This is a genomic window from Chitinophaga tropicalis, assembly GCF_009758205.1.
In the GTDB taxonomy this organism is placed as follows: Bacteria; Bacteroidota; Bacteroidia; order Chitinophagales; family Chitinophagaceae; genus Chitinophaga; species Chitinophaga tropicalis.
In genome coordinates, this window is sequence record NZ_WRXN01000021.1 from 72,018 (window position 1) to 87,413 (window position 15,396).

Genomic DNA, 15,396 nt, shown 5'->3' on the forward strand with positions numbered 1-15,396 from the left:
ATGTTCATACGATATCTCTTCATCACGCTGCTTGCCTGCTTTACCTGTCTGCAAGCTTCCCCGCAGGAAAAATGGGTGATTGTCAAAGGTTGCTCATTGAGAGTGAACGGTAATACCAATATCAACAAATTCAGTTGCGCAATAGAACGATATACTAACCCGGATACGGTAGAGCTCTGTGATAAGAATGGTAAAGCTTTCCTCTACGGCACTATAAGACTTCCGGTATCCGGTTTTGATTGCCTTAGCAGTACTATGAACAATGATCTCGGGAAAACATTAAAAGCAAAGGAGTTTCCAACACTCAGCATCCGCTTTCTTGGTGGAAAGGTCAATATAGAGCTGGCAGGTGTTTCAAGAAACTTCGATATGAACTACCTCATATCCCGCGATAACCCGCAGGCCCTCCGGATGACCGGCCGGCAGATAATCAGGTTCTCAGATTTCAACCTGACGCCACCCAGGAAAATGGGAGGGATGATAAGAGCCAATGATCAGCTGGAAGTAGAATTCCATCTTTGCTTCAGAAAGCTCAGTCAAAGCTGAAAAAAAAGAAAACAACTGCCGCCCATGCCTTCTTCACATTCTTTGCATAGCCAATAGTACTGTAACCGCTGTTCTGAACAGTACCATCGTCCTTTATATAGCCAATAGTACTGTAACCACTGTTCTGAACAGTACCGTCCTTCCTGACATAACCCACTGTAGAGTAACCGCTGTTCTGGATAGTACCATCGTCTTTTATATAGCCTATTGTAGCATAACCTGCATTCTGAATAGTGCCGTCACTTTTGATATAACCCACAGTAGTATAACTGCTGTTCTGTATAGTACCATCCTCTTTTATATATCCGGTGGTCTGGTAACTGCCGGATTTGATCGTCTGAGCCTTCAGTGAGCCCGGGAACAGGAATAATGCTGCAAGTACAAGGGCTTTTTTCATAGTATAAAGATACGTTATCGGAATATGCTATCTTCTCTGAAAACTACCTTTTTTTATGCAGGAGAATATGATTTACTTCGTAAGTAAAAGAAAGCAGCTCCAAAGTTATCACTATCGTTATATTGTTCTGCGGATTGAGAAAATCAATGAACCCCTTATTTCCTGGTCAATTTATTGATTGGTTTCTAGCACAAAGGTGTTATGATCGTTTATGCCTCTCATTTATATCTTTACACAATGAATTATGTGATGATGACTTTATAGCCTTATCATTGTACATGTTCCTATACTTACATTACTCCGGCTGTATAACTCATATTCTGATATAATTTTAATCAGCATTGTTCAAATGCCACAGAGGGTGGAAGAACTGACGTTGCTGTCTATCCTGGTGCATAAGGAGAAGTAAGAAGTGAAAAAGGAGCTTGAAGGAATGAAATCCGGAGAAGATACCTTCAGACAGAAATTAGCATTTTAATTTATATACGACGGATGAATAGTAATAACGTAACGGCTGGGAAATACCAGTTAATTGTAGTATTTGTATTTTGTTTGTTATGTGTCCAATTGGTGAAAGCTCAGGATGTAAGGAAACCACCACAAGTTGTTGCCCCCTCTCCGGAAGCAGCTTCCTTGGGGCGATATGGCAGCTGGCCGGTGAGTTTATATACCGGTATACCGCAAGTCAGTGCTCCTCTTTATACAATAGATTATCGTGGTTTTAAGCTACCGGTAGGATTGTCCTATCACGCATCCGGTATTAAGATAGAAGATATCGCTTCGTGGGTAGCCACAGGCTGGGCATTGGAAGCTGGTGGCGTTGTAACAAGAACGGTGATGGGACTGGAAGATGATAATCCTCATGGCTTTTATAATAATAGTTATAGAAGCGGTGTCCTCCCGGATACATTTGATGTAGTAAATAATGATCAGACATATAAGTTCTTTACAGACGTAACCGGAGATCGTGAAGACACTGAGCCTGATGTATTCAACTTCAATTTTGGCGGCATATCCGGTCAGTTTTATTTTGACAGGACAGGGACGGTCAGAACTATTCCTGCAAGTAATATCATTGTAAAACGCCATCCGTTGAATGCCTTTGATCTGTCAGCTTCTAAGTACTGGGAGATTGTGGATGATAAAGGTATTACTTATATACTGGGACAGGATAATGCAGTTGAGAAGACAACGATGATGGACGATGACCAGATGTTCCATAAAGAAGGGAAAACTGCATGGTATCTGAATAAGATCATATTACCCAATAAGCAGGATTCGATCACTTTTCAATATGTTGATAAATATGAAAGGTATAGTACAAAACCTTCACAGAGCTACAGGATACCTGACGGGAGTGTACAGGCTTCCTCCCCCGTTAGTGTAGATGTGATGATTGCCAATGGGTATGGTTACAGCCGGCAACTTGGAGAAGGCCCATATTCCGCTTTAACTATCAATCAGGGTAAGGTACAGCTTAGTGCTATTTCCTGGAGATATGGCAAAGTCAGTTTCTATGCAAATACAGGTAGAAAAGACATTACCGGACAATTGCTTGACAGTGTCAATGTGTTGGACGCCGGAGGGCAGATTGTTAAACGGTTTGGGTTCAGGTATAACAATAATATTACGAGGCCTTTCCTTACTTCCATTGTTGAAAAAAGTATTACAGATTTGGATACATTGGAACGCTACAGGTTTGATTATTATGAAGGATTACCAGGCCGGTTCTCAAACTCGCAGGATGAATGGGGATATTACAATGGCAGCTCCAATAAACATCTTGTGCCCTATGATCCTTATGTAACTGAATTTGCCTATAACCTGTTTGCAACGCCAGATGCCAACAGGGCCGTCAGTAAAGACCATATGATGGCTGGTACTCTTAAAACTATTTATTACCCAACTAAAGGATCTACTGAATTTAGTTTTGAACCTAACAGGTACCGCTCAATTGATGATCAGGGCACAACACCGGGCAGGGATGGTTATTATACGAATAAGACCATTAATATGAGCGCCTATCAGCAGAATGCTGTAAAAAAGGATGTACAGGAAATTATTGTTGAGAAGCAGAGCACAGGAGGGGAGCTATCCAATCTCAAGATACAGATAAGAAATTATTATCGTGGCCCGGGACTTGAAGAGAGCTATCTGCCTAAAATAACATTTGAGGAAAAATATTTCAATACCACTACCAACCAGGATGACTATAGGGTAATATACCGGTTTAACGCATATGACGACTGGGAACAGGCCAAAAGCAGGGTAAAATACAACGAGGCGAGGGAAGATCTTGACTTTGATCTGTCGCTCTTACTTGGCGCCGGGCATTTCCGTGTAACTACAGAAATTGCATGTTTCAGTTTTACCGGTGCCTGCCCAACATTTGATTACCAGACTACTATAAATGCCAGTTATACTTTCAGCACATTTATTCCTCCGGTTCCGGGTTCCGGGCCTAACTCCATTGTTAATCTTGCAGGCGGGCTCAGAATAAAGCAGATCACCAACTATGATGTGGATGGAAAAATTGCGTCTGCAAAGCAATATACCTACAATACAATGGAAGGAAGCAACATAGTTTCATCCGGTACATTGCTTGTAAAGCCAAGATTTTTCTCCTATACTATCCAGCCATTTATATGTAGTGGGGCAAATGATGCCAACTGCCGGCCGGAAACTGTCAATGTAGGGATCTTTACCTCCGGCTCACTTGCTGTACTGGGAGTAACGCAGGGTGGTTATGTGGGATATGAAGAAGTGACAGAACAGGATGACACAGAGGGTAAGAATGGACAAACTGTATATAAATACTCAATGGCTAAGAATGAATATGAGCAACCTTATATGAACCGTTTATATAGTTACACGCTTAATAAATGGCCTGTATATATTCCCAATACAGACAATAGCTATAAACGGGGATTATTACTCGAGAAAACAGTGAGTGCAAAAGAAGGCACAACATTTAAAACAGTGGCCCGGGAGAAATACAGTTATCTCTTAAATGACTATGAAGGTGCTCCAAACTATTATAGCAGCCGCTATGTGCGTATAAGAAGGATCAGTGATTCTTTGGGAACTTGTTGTGGTCTGCAACCTCCGGCTACTGAAAGAAAGTCATGGAGGGACAAGGAATTTATATATACCTTTTACAATATTAAGTCCCCCTGGGTACAGATGGTTTCGAAAAGTGTGATGCAGGATGATGTTGAAACAAAGATCCTGTATGAATACAATAACCTGCAGAGTATGCAGCCAACCAGAGAGATAGTGTATACAAGCGCAGGAGATTCTGTAGTAAAAACATATAAATATCCGACTGATATTATTGCCGCCGGTCAGGATTACAACGGTACATTATCCAGGATGGTTAGCAGGAACATTGTTACTCCTGTTATTGAAGAAGAAACTGTAAAGAATGCTGCTGTCTCTAAAGTTCGTTCCACTTATAAAGATTGGTTGAATAATGGTAATCTGCTATTACAGGATAGTGTATTGGTGAAATACGCCAATAATGCTCCTTACCATGATGTACTGATTTATAACGGGTATGATGTTTATGGTAATATATTGTCTTATTCTGCTAATAGCACACCTGTAAATTTCCTGTGGGGATATGACCAGCAATATCCGGTTGCAAAAGTTACAGGTAGCAGCTATGACAGGATCAGTTCTATGGTTACCGGGACTTTACTGAACAATCCCTCCAGTGACCAGGCGTTACATACGGAATTAAATAAGATCAGATCAGAGAAGGCGTTATTGCAATCTTATGCTTATCAGCCATTAATTGGCATCAGCAGTGAAACAAATTCACAAGGTAAGACTGCGTATTACTCTTATGATGGCTTCGGACGATTATTGTCTGTCAGAGATCATAATAATAAGCTCATAAAAGCTTATTCGTACAATTATGGAGTAAATGGAGAGCTTATATTTTCCAGCGATGAACAGGTCGGTACATATGTAAAGAGCACCTGTGGACAGGGCTATATGGGAGAAGTAGTCAATTATGTTGTTACTAAAGGAACCTATACTTCCACTGTCAGCCAGGCAGATGCAAATCAGAAAGCGATCAATGACGTACGCGCTAATGGTCAGTTGTACGCTGATATCAATGGCCGGTGCAATTATATCTATTATAATACGGAAACATCTGTTACTTTAAACCGTAATAACTGTACCGATGGTGGTGAAGGAACATCTGTAATATATACAGTTCCGGCAAGGAAATATACTTCTATTGTCAGCCAGCAAAATGCAGATTCACTGGCAGCGGACGATATCACGAAGAACGCGCAGTCATATGTCAATACTAACGGTAAATGTATTTATTACAATGCTGAAAGAAGTCAGACTTTTACAAAGAGCTGCGGAGCAGACGGAGAAGGTTCCCAGGTAGTATATCTTGTTCCCGCACGTAAATATTCTGCATATTCCCAGGCAGAAGCAGATGCCCTGGTACAAGCTGATATTAATACTAATGGACAGGCAAAAGCCGACGCCGAGGGAATATGTACTTATTATAATTCTATGCAAAGCCAGGCTTTTAATCCCGTATGTGGCGCCAATTATAAAAATATAGGACCAGTTACGTACACTGTGGCTGCCAGAAAGTATAGCTCAAATATCAGCAAGGCTGACGCAAACCAGAAGGCGTTGAATGAGATCACTGCTAACGGACAGGCGTACGCTAATGTCAATGGTTGTATCTGTACTGGTGAAGGATATAAAATAGTAAATAATAGATGTGAATTAGGGACAAGAGTACAGATAGAAAGCCATCGGGAGGGAGATAAATGGGCTTGTACCTATTATTACCAGTTCACTGATGGTACACGCAGTGCCAACTATACCGGATTGGGCGAGCAACAGTGTCAGCCGCCAATTGAACAATAAACCCTATTATGGAAGATTGAATTTTAAGCTATTGGAAAAGTATATTTATTTATTGATTGGCACATTGGCAACCGGTGTATCTGGTTTACAAGCGCAGAATACCCCTGTTGCCGGTCAGCCCGTGAATGCAGTTCCGGTTACCGTACCACCCCGGTATAGTAATACTGTTGTTAACTATATCCGTTCCTGGGAACCCAGCATGCCCACTTCTGATATCAATGTGGTGGTATCAGAGAGCCGTACGTTGTCTGAAGTAAAGCAGGGAACGCAATATTTTGATGGCCTTGGCCGCCCGTTGCAAACGGTACAGAAAGCAGCCAGCTCCCAGGGGCGGGACCTTGTAGCCCCGGTTATCTATGATACCTATGGTCGGGAGCAGTATAAATACCTCCCTTACGTGCAGCAATCCGGCAATAATAATGATGGTAAGTTTAAGATGGACCCGTTTGCAGAACAGCAAACGTTCTATCAGAATAATGCTCTTAACCCTGGAGTGGCCGGAGAGAGCGTGTATTTCAGTCAGGTAGAATATGAAGCTTCTCCGTTAAACCGTGTATTGAAGATCTATGCTCCGGGCAATAGTTGGGCACAAGGTGGTGGAAACAGACCAGTAATGAATCAATACCTCGCTAATGCTGCAACAGATTCTGTGCACATATGGAGAATAAGCGCTGCAATTCCGGCAAGCAGTGGTACTTATGCTGCAAATCAACTATATAAGAATGTTGTTGTGGACGAAGCCGGTAACCAGGTAATAGAGTATAAGGATAAAGAAGGGAAAGTAATTCTGAAGAAACTCCAGTTAGCTATTTCTCCTGGAACTGCGCATGTAGGATGGTTATGTACATATTATGTGTATGACGACCTGGGAAATCTTGTATTTGTAATACCCCCGAAAGCCGTAGAAGCTGTTTCCGGTAACTGGACAATCGGGGCTGATGTTGCTGCAGAACTTTGTTTCAGCTATCAGTATGATAATCGTAACAGGATGGTAATGAAACAGGTGCCGGGAGCTGGTCCTGTCCATATGGTCTATGATACCTGGGACAGGCTGGTATTCACACAGGATGCTGTGCAACGTGCTAAATCCACACCTGAATGGCTTGTTACATTTTATGATGAACTGAACCGGCCTGTTATGACGGCCATCTACAAATCTGCCAGCACAAGAGAAGCGTTGCAACAGGGAATGAATACTGCATCCGGCAGTGGTACAATCAGCTATGCTTTCCCTGCTAAAGCAGACCTGTATGTTGACAAATATATGGGAGAGAGTAAGTTTACAGCTACACAGAACATAAGCTTTACCGGGAATTTTGATTCAGGAGCAGGGGCCGTTTTTGATGCGGCTATTGAACCGGGAGGCTCTTCAGGTACTACAGCAATAGCAGCAAGCAATCCATTGCCTGGAATCTCTTCTGCAGACCTGACTCCGCTGACATATGCTTATTACGATAACTATAATTATACTGGTAAACTTCCTTATGAGAGCAGCGATATCAGCAAGCCTCAGGCTGGGGCCAATCCTTATGCAGAATCATTGCCGGGTATACCCAGTACAATGACCAACGGGTTGGTTACGGGCTCAATGGTACGTGTGTTAGGTACAGATCAATGGTTAGCTACCAGTTCTTATTATGATGATAAAGGACGTACTATCCAGATGGTAAGTGAGAACAATGTTGGAGGGCGTGAGGTAGTAACCAGTCTTTATGATTTTAACGGTAAAGTGCTGAGCAGCTATGTTAACCATAAAAATCCCCATAGCGCGCTGACGCCGGAAATAAGGGTATTAACCACTAATTTATATGATGCAGCTGGCAGACTGGTCCAGGTGGAAAAGAAGATAAATGATGATGCAGAGCAGGTCATAGCAGCTAATAGCTATGATGAATTGGGACAGCTTAGGCAGAAACGTCTGGGTGTAACCGGAACTGATACACAGTTAGATTCAGTCACTTATACTTATAATATCCGTGGTTGGGTGTCCGGTATTAACAGGGCCTATGTAAACAATCCTAATGCTGCTTTTAACTGGTTTGGACAGGAATTGAGTTATGACCAGGGGTTTACAGCTAACCAGTATAATGGGAATATATCCGGTATTAAATGGAAATCTAAGAGTGATGGCATCAGCCGTGCCTATGGATACAACTATGACAAGGTTAACCGCCTGACAGTAGCTGATTTTACCCAGCAGAATAATAGTAGTTCACTTTGGACGAAAGACCAGGTAGACTTCTCGGTGAGTAACCTGTTGTATGATGCTAATGGCAATATCAATTCCATGACGCAGAAAGGGATGGTAGGGAATACCATTTCTACTATTGACCAGCTCACTTATTCTTATCAGGCTAACAGTAATAAATTACTGGCTGTAGCAGATCCGAATAATACAACTGAAGCTAAGCTGGGAGACTTCAATAATGGTGCTAATACAGGGGATGACTACAGTCATGACGCGAATGGTAACCTGGTGACTGACCAGAACAAGAATATCAATTCTATCACTTATAATCATTTAAACCTGCCATCTCAGATTACCATCACCGGTAAAGGTGTGATCAGCTATCTGTACGATGCGTCAGGTAATAAGTTGAAGAAAACAGTAGTGGATAATACTGTGTCGCCTTCTAAAACAATTGTTACTGATTATGTAGCAGGTTTTGTATACCGGCAGGATAGCCTGGAATATACGGGGCATGAGGAGGGACGTATTCGCCCGGTGTATAGATCCGGTCAGCCGGTAACTTATGCCTACGATTACTTTGAGAAAGATCATCTTGGTAACGTGAGAGTTGTACTGGGAACACAGACAGAGGAAAATGTTTATGCTGCTACGATGGAAACATCTGCTGCAGAAAAAGAGAATGCTTTGTTCAGTAACATAGATGCTACCCGTTCAACATTACCTGCTGGTTATCCGGAAGATGCAACGACAAATCCTAATACTTATGTGGCAAAGTTGAACAGGAATGCCGCTAAGATAGGGCCTTCATTAGTGCTGAGAGTCATGGCAGGAGATACTATTCAGGCGGTTGCAAAGGCCTTTTATCAGAATACCGGTGCCAGCCAATCTGCCGCCACTGCTGAAGAAATGGTGATAGCTGCTATTTCTGCTTTCAGCACAGGAAATCTGACTGAAGGAGTTCATGCCGCTCTTGGCGTTAATGCTCCCATTGCCAATAACTTTACAGGAGATGATTACCAGGTCTTAAAGAATACAGATCCGTTACAGAACCTAAGTGATAAGCCTAAAGCTTATTTGAATTATGTTCTGTTCGATGATCAGTTTAAAATGGTGAATGAGAATAGTGGAGTCAGGCAGGTACAGGGTAGTCCGAACGTTATTCAACCGCTGGAAACCGGAAGTTTGGTGATAAAGAAGACAGGATTTATTTATATTTATTCCTCTAATGAGAGTGCAGAAGACGTGTTTTTTGATAACCTGGTGGTTGTGCATAATAGTGGGCCGTTGTTGGAAGAAACACATTATTATCCGTTTGGGTTGACAATGGCTGGGATAAGTGCGAATGCCTTGAAAGGTAACAGTTACACTGAGAATAGGTTGAAATATAATGGGAAGGAGTTACAGAGTGGAGAGTTTGCGAATGGAAGTGGACTAGAGTGGTATGATTATGGTGCGAGGATGTATGATCAGCAATTAGGCCGCTTTTTCACGCAAGACAGATATGCTGAAAACTATTACCCTATGACGCCTTATCAATACGGTGCAAACAACCCTGTAAAGAATATTGATGTTAATGGCGACAGTATTATTGTAACAACAAGTACGGGCCAAAGGCTCTATTATGGCAACACTTCTGAAGGAGGATACGGGTTTTATTCCATAACTGGTACTGATTCAGAAACTGGTATTCCTGTTCAGACATTATATATAGGAAACGATAAATTTGTAAACCAAGTATCCTCCGCTTTGGGTAGAATTGGAATCAGTGGAAAAGAAGGGCAAGGGCTCGTCAATGAGCTAAGTTCTTCGGAGAATGTATTTGCAATACAAAGTGGCAGTACAAATCAGTTTAATGGGAATCCAGCACAAGCTCCGGGAGAATATGCCGCACATTTATTAGCAGATCCTTCGATTTCGAGTTTACAACCAGTTCCTGGTGGTGGGGGGGGTACGATTACCTGGGATCCCAATGGAGCAAATGTATGGACTGTAGGAGGAAAACAGGATAATAACCCGGTATCAAATCTGGCACATGAAATGTTCCATGGTAGGGATGCAAATAGGGGGGTATCATATGATAAGCAATACCCTTCCGGATTATATCAGGGATTATCACGTAATGAATGGCAGGCTTCCTATAAGGAGAATTTGATTAGAGCTGCTAATGGATGGCCAATTAGAGAATATTATCGTTCAGCAGTGGAGCCTAATGGTAATCCATTAGGAGGTGCGGCTCCACGAATTTTAGATAGCAAGAATCAACCAATAAAACCTAGTTGGATGCCAGCCAATTGGTGATGTGTAAAATTACAAGTAAAATGAAGTACTTAATATATTTAATAGGAGTAATACTGTTAGGTGTGTCCTGTAAACGCCCCATAAACGACAGTAAGAATGATTTAATGAAATTGGTGTATCAAAACCAGAAGTCTTACTATAACAAGAGTCTTAGTGATAAACCTGACTATATTAACATTATAAACTTTGGAAGTAAAGGGAGGGCGAAGTTGTATAAAAAAAACGGAATACAGCCCGTTCAAATAAAGGATTTTATTATTCTGGAAGGATTTAGTTCTGGGTGGGGATATTATCGAGGATTACTTATCAGTGATGATACGAGTTATTTTTATAGTAATGGCACTACTGGAAAATGGGATTTTCAGCCGATTGAGCTTGATAGCAATATTGAAAAAGAGACAGGGATTAGAAAAGACATCATTGATAAAGTCAGATCGTGGGATACTATGCACATAAATGACAAGAAGAAGCAGTTAGGATCATTAGTATCTGATGGTTTTGTTTTTATAGCAACGAAAGTCAAGTTTAATGGCAGTCATGATACTCAGATAGAAACAATAGCGTTTGATGAATTTGTACCTTAGGTCTATGGCATTATAATGTCGAAGCCGCAGGCGTTAGCTTGCGGCTTTTTACATTTGTTTAAGCTTAACGTTTTTGATAAGCGCATCAAGTGTCTCTTGAAAACCAGTAATAATCAGGGATTAATAAAAGACTATTATATCCGAAGGTTTGGGAACCATTTGGCGGTGCCTAGTAATAACATTAAAACAACAAAATAATGAGACTTATAATATTCATTCTATCTTTTTTCTATTAAAGGTATAAAAGATATTTACCATGGTTGCAAGGGAAATAATAATACGCGGTTCATCTTCTAACGTCTTAAATGTTCAATTGTTAGATATTTTAAGATGCATCAATGAAGGAGAGGAAACGATTTGGTCGCTTTTATGGATAAGGGCAGTGGGATCGAAGGATAATTCCAATGTTTTGGAATATGAAGAGTTGGTAAATGCTTCATTAGCCGGAGTTGTATTAAGTTGGCAGGACTTACTTGCTTTAGCGAATCAATTTGACCAAATAATAGAAGTGCTTATTTGTGGAAGTGAAGACAAAGGAGTTTTAAGAAGGTTCTCTACTGATGACGAAATGGTTCAGAATTGCGAATATGTTATTGAATTGGTAGATTCTTCATATTGGTTAATTAATTCAAAGAATCATGAGGTGATTGAAAAAATGTTGAAATCCTTAGATGGCGCAGAATTCTCTTTGCCTGGTGAATGATTTTTTGGTTTTGTGACTAGGCTACCCGTTCAACATTACCTGCTGGTTATCCGGAAGATGCAACGACAAACCCTAATACTTATCTGGCAAAACTGAATAAGAATACCGCTAAGATAGGGCCTTCATTAGTGCTGAGAGTCATGGCAGGAGATACTATTCAGGCGGTTGCAAAGGCCTTTTACCAGAGTGCCGGCGCCAGCCAATCTGCCGCCACTGCTGAAGAAATGGTGATAGCTGCTATTTCTGCTTTCAGCACTGGAAATCTGACTGAAGGAGTTCATGTCGCTCTTGGCGCTAATGCTCCCATTGCCAATAACTTTACAGGAGATGATTACCAGGTCTTAAAGAATACAGATCCGTTACAGAACCTAAGTGATAAGCCTAAAGCTTATTTGAATTATGTTCTGTTCGATGATCAGTTTAAAATGGTGAATGAGAATAGTGGAGTCAGGCAGGTACAGGGTAGCCCGAACGTTATTCAACCGCTGGAAACCGGAAGTTTGGTGATAAAGAAGACAGGATTTATTTATATTTATTCCTCTAATGAAAGTGCAGAAGACGTGTTTTTTGACAACCTGGTGGTCGTACATAATAGCGGGCCGTTGTTGGAAGAAACACATTATTATCCGTTTGGGTTGACAATGGCTGGGATAAGTGCGAATGCCTTAAAAGGTAACAGTTACACTGAGAATAGGTTGAAATATAATGGGAAGGAGTTACAGAGTGGAGAGTTTGCGAATGGAAGTGGACTAGAGTGGTATGATTATGGTGCGAGGATGTATGATCAGCAGATTGGGAGGTGGCTCGTTGTCGATCCGATGAGTGAAAAAGGCAGACGTTGGAGCCATTATTCTTATGCGTTTGATAATCCGATAAGATTTATCGACCCTGATGGAATGTGGCCGGATTGGCCTAAGTGGAATAATGTCAAACAAGCTGGATTGGCTGTGGCTGGAGGTATTGGGGGCTTGGCTATTGGAACACTCGATAATATTGCCGGTACAAGTTTAAGAATAGCGATGGCTGGTACTATAAAAGACCCTGTGGTTGCCGGTGGCTGGAATGCGGGATTAAATGCGGCAGATGTTGCCGCAATCTCAGCTGGGCAGGGAGGACAAGTAGCTGGTGGTGCAATTACTGCAACTGCGGTAACAGTAACGACAGCAAGTGGTGGCTTGGCCATTGAAGCCAGTGGCCCCGCTGCACTTGGAGGTATGGGGATTTCTGTAATTGGCACTATATTAAATAAGAATGGAGCTGCGAACTTAGCGTCACAAAATGGAAGAGTTAATATTGGAGAATATAGTCATGAGCCGTCGCAACGTCCGTTACCTCGTGATCCCAAAACTAAAGAACCAATGTCTGATCCGGAAGCAACTGGTCCGCATACGCAATTGGGTTCGAGGGAAGGGAGAAAAGGTACTTATAATCAAGCTCGCGAATTTGATCAAAATGGTAAGCCTGTTAAAGATATTGACTTTACGGATCATGGACGTCCAGGGAATCATACCAATCCACATGAACATCCCTTCATACAAAATCCTACAGGAGGCACGCCTCAACATGGAGATGCCCAACCGCTTAATATAGACTATAAAAAATATTTACCATGGCTGCAGAAAAAACCTTGATGATAAAGAATACAGACTCAGGCATCTTAACAATTAGGTTATCGGATATATTGAACTGCATTAATGATGGAGAAAGATATTATTGGACCATATTATGGATAGATGCAATGGGGGATCCTAATGGATTTTATGTACTTGAATTTGATGAGGAAATAAATAAATCTCCAGATGGTTACATACTTGATTGGGAAGAGCTGATAAAACTGTCTCGTCATCCTAATCAGATATTAGATTTATTAGTTATTGGAGATCAAGAGAAATCTAATTTGCACAGATATAGTTCAGATGAAGAAATGAATAATAAATGCAAATATGTTCTGGAATTGGTAGACTCCTCTTATTGGCTTGTGAGCATTAAGGACGAAAGTACAATTGGGAAAATTAAATCAGAGTTGCCTGGCGTTACAGAATATTTAGTTTGACGGTTCCGCAAGGTCTCAGCACGGTTATTTGGGTAAGCCCACTTACCCAAACGATTATCCACCTAGGTTATTACAGAAATAAAAATGCCGGTGAACGAGGACAATCTCTTGCTCTTATAGCAACACCATATGGATTAACTATATATGGAGCAGGAACTAAGGCAACTATGACTAGTCGAGGTTTGATGATTGAGAATCCAACCATAGCGACAAAAAATAGTTATTTTTTATATCAAAGCTTAAAAAAATGATGATGAAGATTGCATCTGTTGTTATAGTATTACTAATTTGTATTTCTTGCAAACAACAAGAAAGTAAAGAGAAGGAAACCGAGTTGAAATCTATAGATTCACTACCACCAGTCTTAATGTCAACCATTGAAAAATTTGCTATCCCTTTTAATGGAAGCATACCGGATAGAAATGAATTGTTTTTTTGCTCATCAAATACATTTGACACTTCTTTTTTAGTACATTTTAAGAAGTTGAATGATAATATATATGGTGTTCTATATGAGGTATTGCCGGCTTATCATAGGGATATTGAAGATTTTACCGACGAAAAGGATCAACTTTTGTTTTTTGAAGGATATAGTTTTAGGATTGATACAATCCGATGGATGAAAATTATTGGAAAGGCAAATGAGCTTTTGAAAGGGAAAGACAGGTGGAAAAGTAATAAAAGCTGCTTCGACTGCCCTTTATTTTTTTTGGCCTATGATTTAAAGACAACAATTAGTTATGGTCAGGATCAAGCTCTATTTGAAGAGTTTGCTCAGTATTTAAAAGATTCATTATTGTGTCGTTACATAAACAAGAGACAGCCAGTATTACATAAATAACGCATAACTGTGTTTTTTTTGATATAAGAATTAGTGTATGCGATATTTCATTCTTTTTCTTGCTTTCCTTTCTATGGAAGGATGTGTTAATAATGCAATTCAAAGCATAAAAGTTCATTTTTTCTGTAAAGAGGCGAATGTGCAACTAAATTTAAGCCTGCCAAAAGATTGGATTGACCAGGAAAAGCCAGGTTTTTTAAGCGAGTCTCTTTTGTTTAACAGTAGGGTTGGGGCAATAGACTCATCTAGTTGGATAGATGTACGGATTTATCAATATGAGGATACTACCCTTAATGATCTGAATTCTCTTTTGAATTGGCAAATTGGTAATGATATTGATGGTAATGTGAGTATAAAGATTGATAAACATCTTGATACAACTCGAAATGGAAAGAGCATAGGAGTTTTATATTTTACTTATCGATATGAGCAAGGCGCTTGGTTTAGCCGGAGAATTCTTCTTACAAAGGATAAGAATATCATCATTCTTTCAATAACAAGTAAAAAGGATGAAGATGAATTAAATAAGATATTTGAGAATTTGAAATCAGAATTAGAGCTCTAGTATTTAGTTGAAGGTTCTTCTAATATAGAAAGCCAACGCGAGGAACCGTTTTCAAGACATCGACATTCCTTGTTTGAGGCTTACAAATTTAAAGACAAATTGATGCCTCTCTTTTACTATAGAATTTTTATATGGGTAATTTAAAATTACATCTCAGCCTCTTTTCTGCAAAGAAAAGGGGCTGATCGGGTGTGTAAAATAAACTGTGTCAATAAAACTTAAGTACTTAACAGGCCTCGTTACTGAATGATATTTTTTCTGATGCAGCGGGGCATTGATCCCAAAGGTCCAAAAAATATCATTCAGTAACGAG

The 15,396-nt window shown here is 40.5% G+C and carries 10 protein-coding genes; 9 read left to right on the top strand and 1 reads right to left on the bottom strand.

The window, feature by feature from the left end; translation table 11 throughout:
* The gene (locus GO493_RS28750; RefSeq protein WP_157309698.1) at positions 1-546 is read left to right on the top strand and encodes a YceI family protein; all 546 of its coding nucleotides are present in this window, start codon (positions 1-3) and stop codon (positions 544-546) included.
* Here the strand turns inward: GO493_RS28750 and GO493_RS28755 are convergent.
* A complete protein-coding gene (locus tag GO493_RS28755) occupies positions 533-943 on the bottom strand; it encodes a 5-fold beta-flower protein (RefSeq protein ID WP_157309699.1) in 411 nt (136 codons plus the stop codon). The two genes, GO493_RS28750 and GO493_RS28755, sit on opposite strands and share 14 nt — an antisense overlap.
* Positions 944-1,435: 492 nt before the next feature.
* Between GO493_RS28755 and GO493_RS28760 the strand changes: the two genes are divergently transcribed.
* The 8 genes from GO493_RS28760 (at position 1,436) to GO493_RS28800 (ending at position 15,083) form a co-directional block, all read left to right on the top strand.
* Positions 1,436-5,848: a DUF5977 domain-containing protein gene (locus tag GO493_RS28760; RefSeq protein WP_232539148.1), complete on the top strand. Its 4,413-nt coding sequence runs from the start codon at positions 1,436-1,438 to the stop codon at positions 5,846-5,848.
* A 31-nt stretch (positions 5,849-5,879) separates the two neighbouring features.
* Positions 5,880-10,337 (top strand): DUF6443 domain-containing protein, encoded by a 4,458-nt coding sequence (locus tag GO493_RS28765; protein ID WP_198315858.1) that lies wholly within the window; start codon positions 5,880-5,882, stop codon positions 10,335-10,337.
* Positions 10,338-10,357: 20 nt separating this feature from the next.
* Positions 10,358-10,921, top strand: coding sequence for a hypothetical protein (locus GO493_RS28770; protein ID WP_157309702.1), 564 nt, complete (start codon positions 10,358-10,360; stop codon positions 10,919-10,921).
* A 256-nt stretch (positions 10,922-11,177) separates the two neighbouring features.
* The gene (locus GO493_RS28775) at positions 11,178-11,624 is read left to right on the top strand and encodes a hypothetical protein (RefSeq protein WP_157309703.1); all 447 of its coding nucleotides are present in this window, start codon (positions 11,178-11,180) and stop codon (positions 11,622-11,624) included.
* A 140-nt stretch (positions 11,625-11,764) separates the two neighbouring features.
* Positions 11,765-13,255: an RHS repeat domain-containing protein gene (locus GO493_RS30930; protein ID WP_198315859.1), complete on the top strand. Its 1,491-nt coding sequence runs from the start codon at positions 11,765-11,767 to the stop codon at positions 13,253-13,255.
* Complete coding sequence (locus tag GO493_RS28790; RefSeq protein WP_157309704.1) at positions 13,234-13,677, top strand: hypothetical protein; 444 nt, start codon at positions 13,234-13,236, stop codon at positions 13,675-13,677. Before GO493_RS30930 ends, GO493_RS28790 begins: the two co-directional genes overlap by 22 nt.
* 253 nt (positions 13,678-13,930) lie before the next feature.
* Complete coding sequence (locus GO493_RS28795) at positions 13,931-14,518, top strand: hypothetical protein (protein WP_232539149.1); 588 nt, start codon at positions 13,931-13,933, stop codon at positions 14,516-14,518.
* 37 nt (positions 14,519-14,555) lie between these two features.
* Complete coding sequence (locus tag GO493_RS28800; protein ID WP_157309706.1) at positions 14,556-15,083, top strand: hypothetical protein; 528 nt, start codon at positions 14,556-14,558, stop codon at positions 15,081-15,083.
* Positions 15,084-15,396: the final 313 nt, after the last annotated feature.

What these genes read in the sequence shown, in the direction of transcription:
- GO493_RS28750 (WP_157309698.1), top strand. Translation starts at nt 1, where the DNA reads ATGTTCATACGATATCTCTTCATCACGCTGCTTGCCTGCTTTACCTGT.
- GO493_RS28755 (WP_157309699.1), bottom strand. Translation starts at nt 943, where the DNA reads ATGAAAAAAGCCCTTGTACTTGCAGCATTATTCCTGTTCCCGGGCTCA.
- GO493_RS28760 (WP_232539148.1), top strand. Translation starts at nt 1,436, where the DNA reads ATGAATAGTAATAACGTAACGGCTGGGAAATACCAGTTAATTGTAGTA.
- GO493_RS28770 (WP_157309702.1), top strand. Translation starts at nt 10,358, where the DNA reads ATGAAGTACTTAATATATTTAATAGGAGTAATACTGTTAGGTGTGTCC.
- GO493_RS28775 (WP_157309703.1), top strand. Translation starts at nt 11,178, where the DNA reads ATGGTTGCAAGGGAAATAATAATACGCGGTTCATCTTCTAACGTCTTA.
- GO493_RS30930 (WP_198315859.1), top strand. Translation starts at nt 11,765, where the DNA reads ATGGCAGGAGATACTATTCAGGCGGTTGCAAAGGCCTTTTACCAGAGT.
- GO493_RS28790 (WP_157309704.1), top strand. Translation starts at nt 13,234, where the DNA reads ATGGCTGCAGAAAAAACCTTGATGATAAAGAATACAGACTCAGGCATC.
- GO493_RS28795 (WP_232539149.1), top strand. Translation starts at nt 13,931, where the DNA reads ATGAAGATTGCATCTGTTGTTATAGTATTACTAATTTGTATTTCTTGC.
- GO493_RS28800 (WP_157309706.1), top strand. Translation starts at nt 14,556, where the DNA reads ATGCGATATTTCATTCTTTTTCTTGCTTTCCTTTCTATGGAAGGATGT.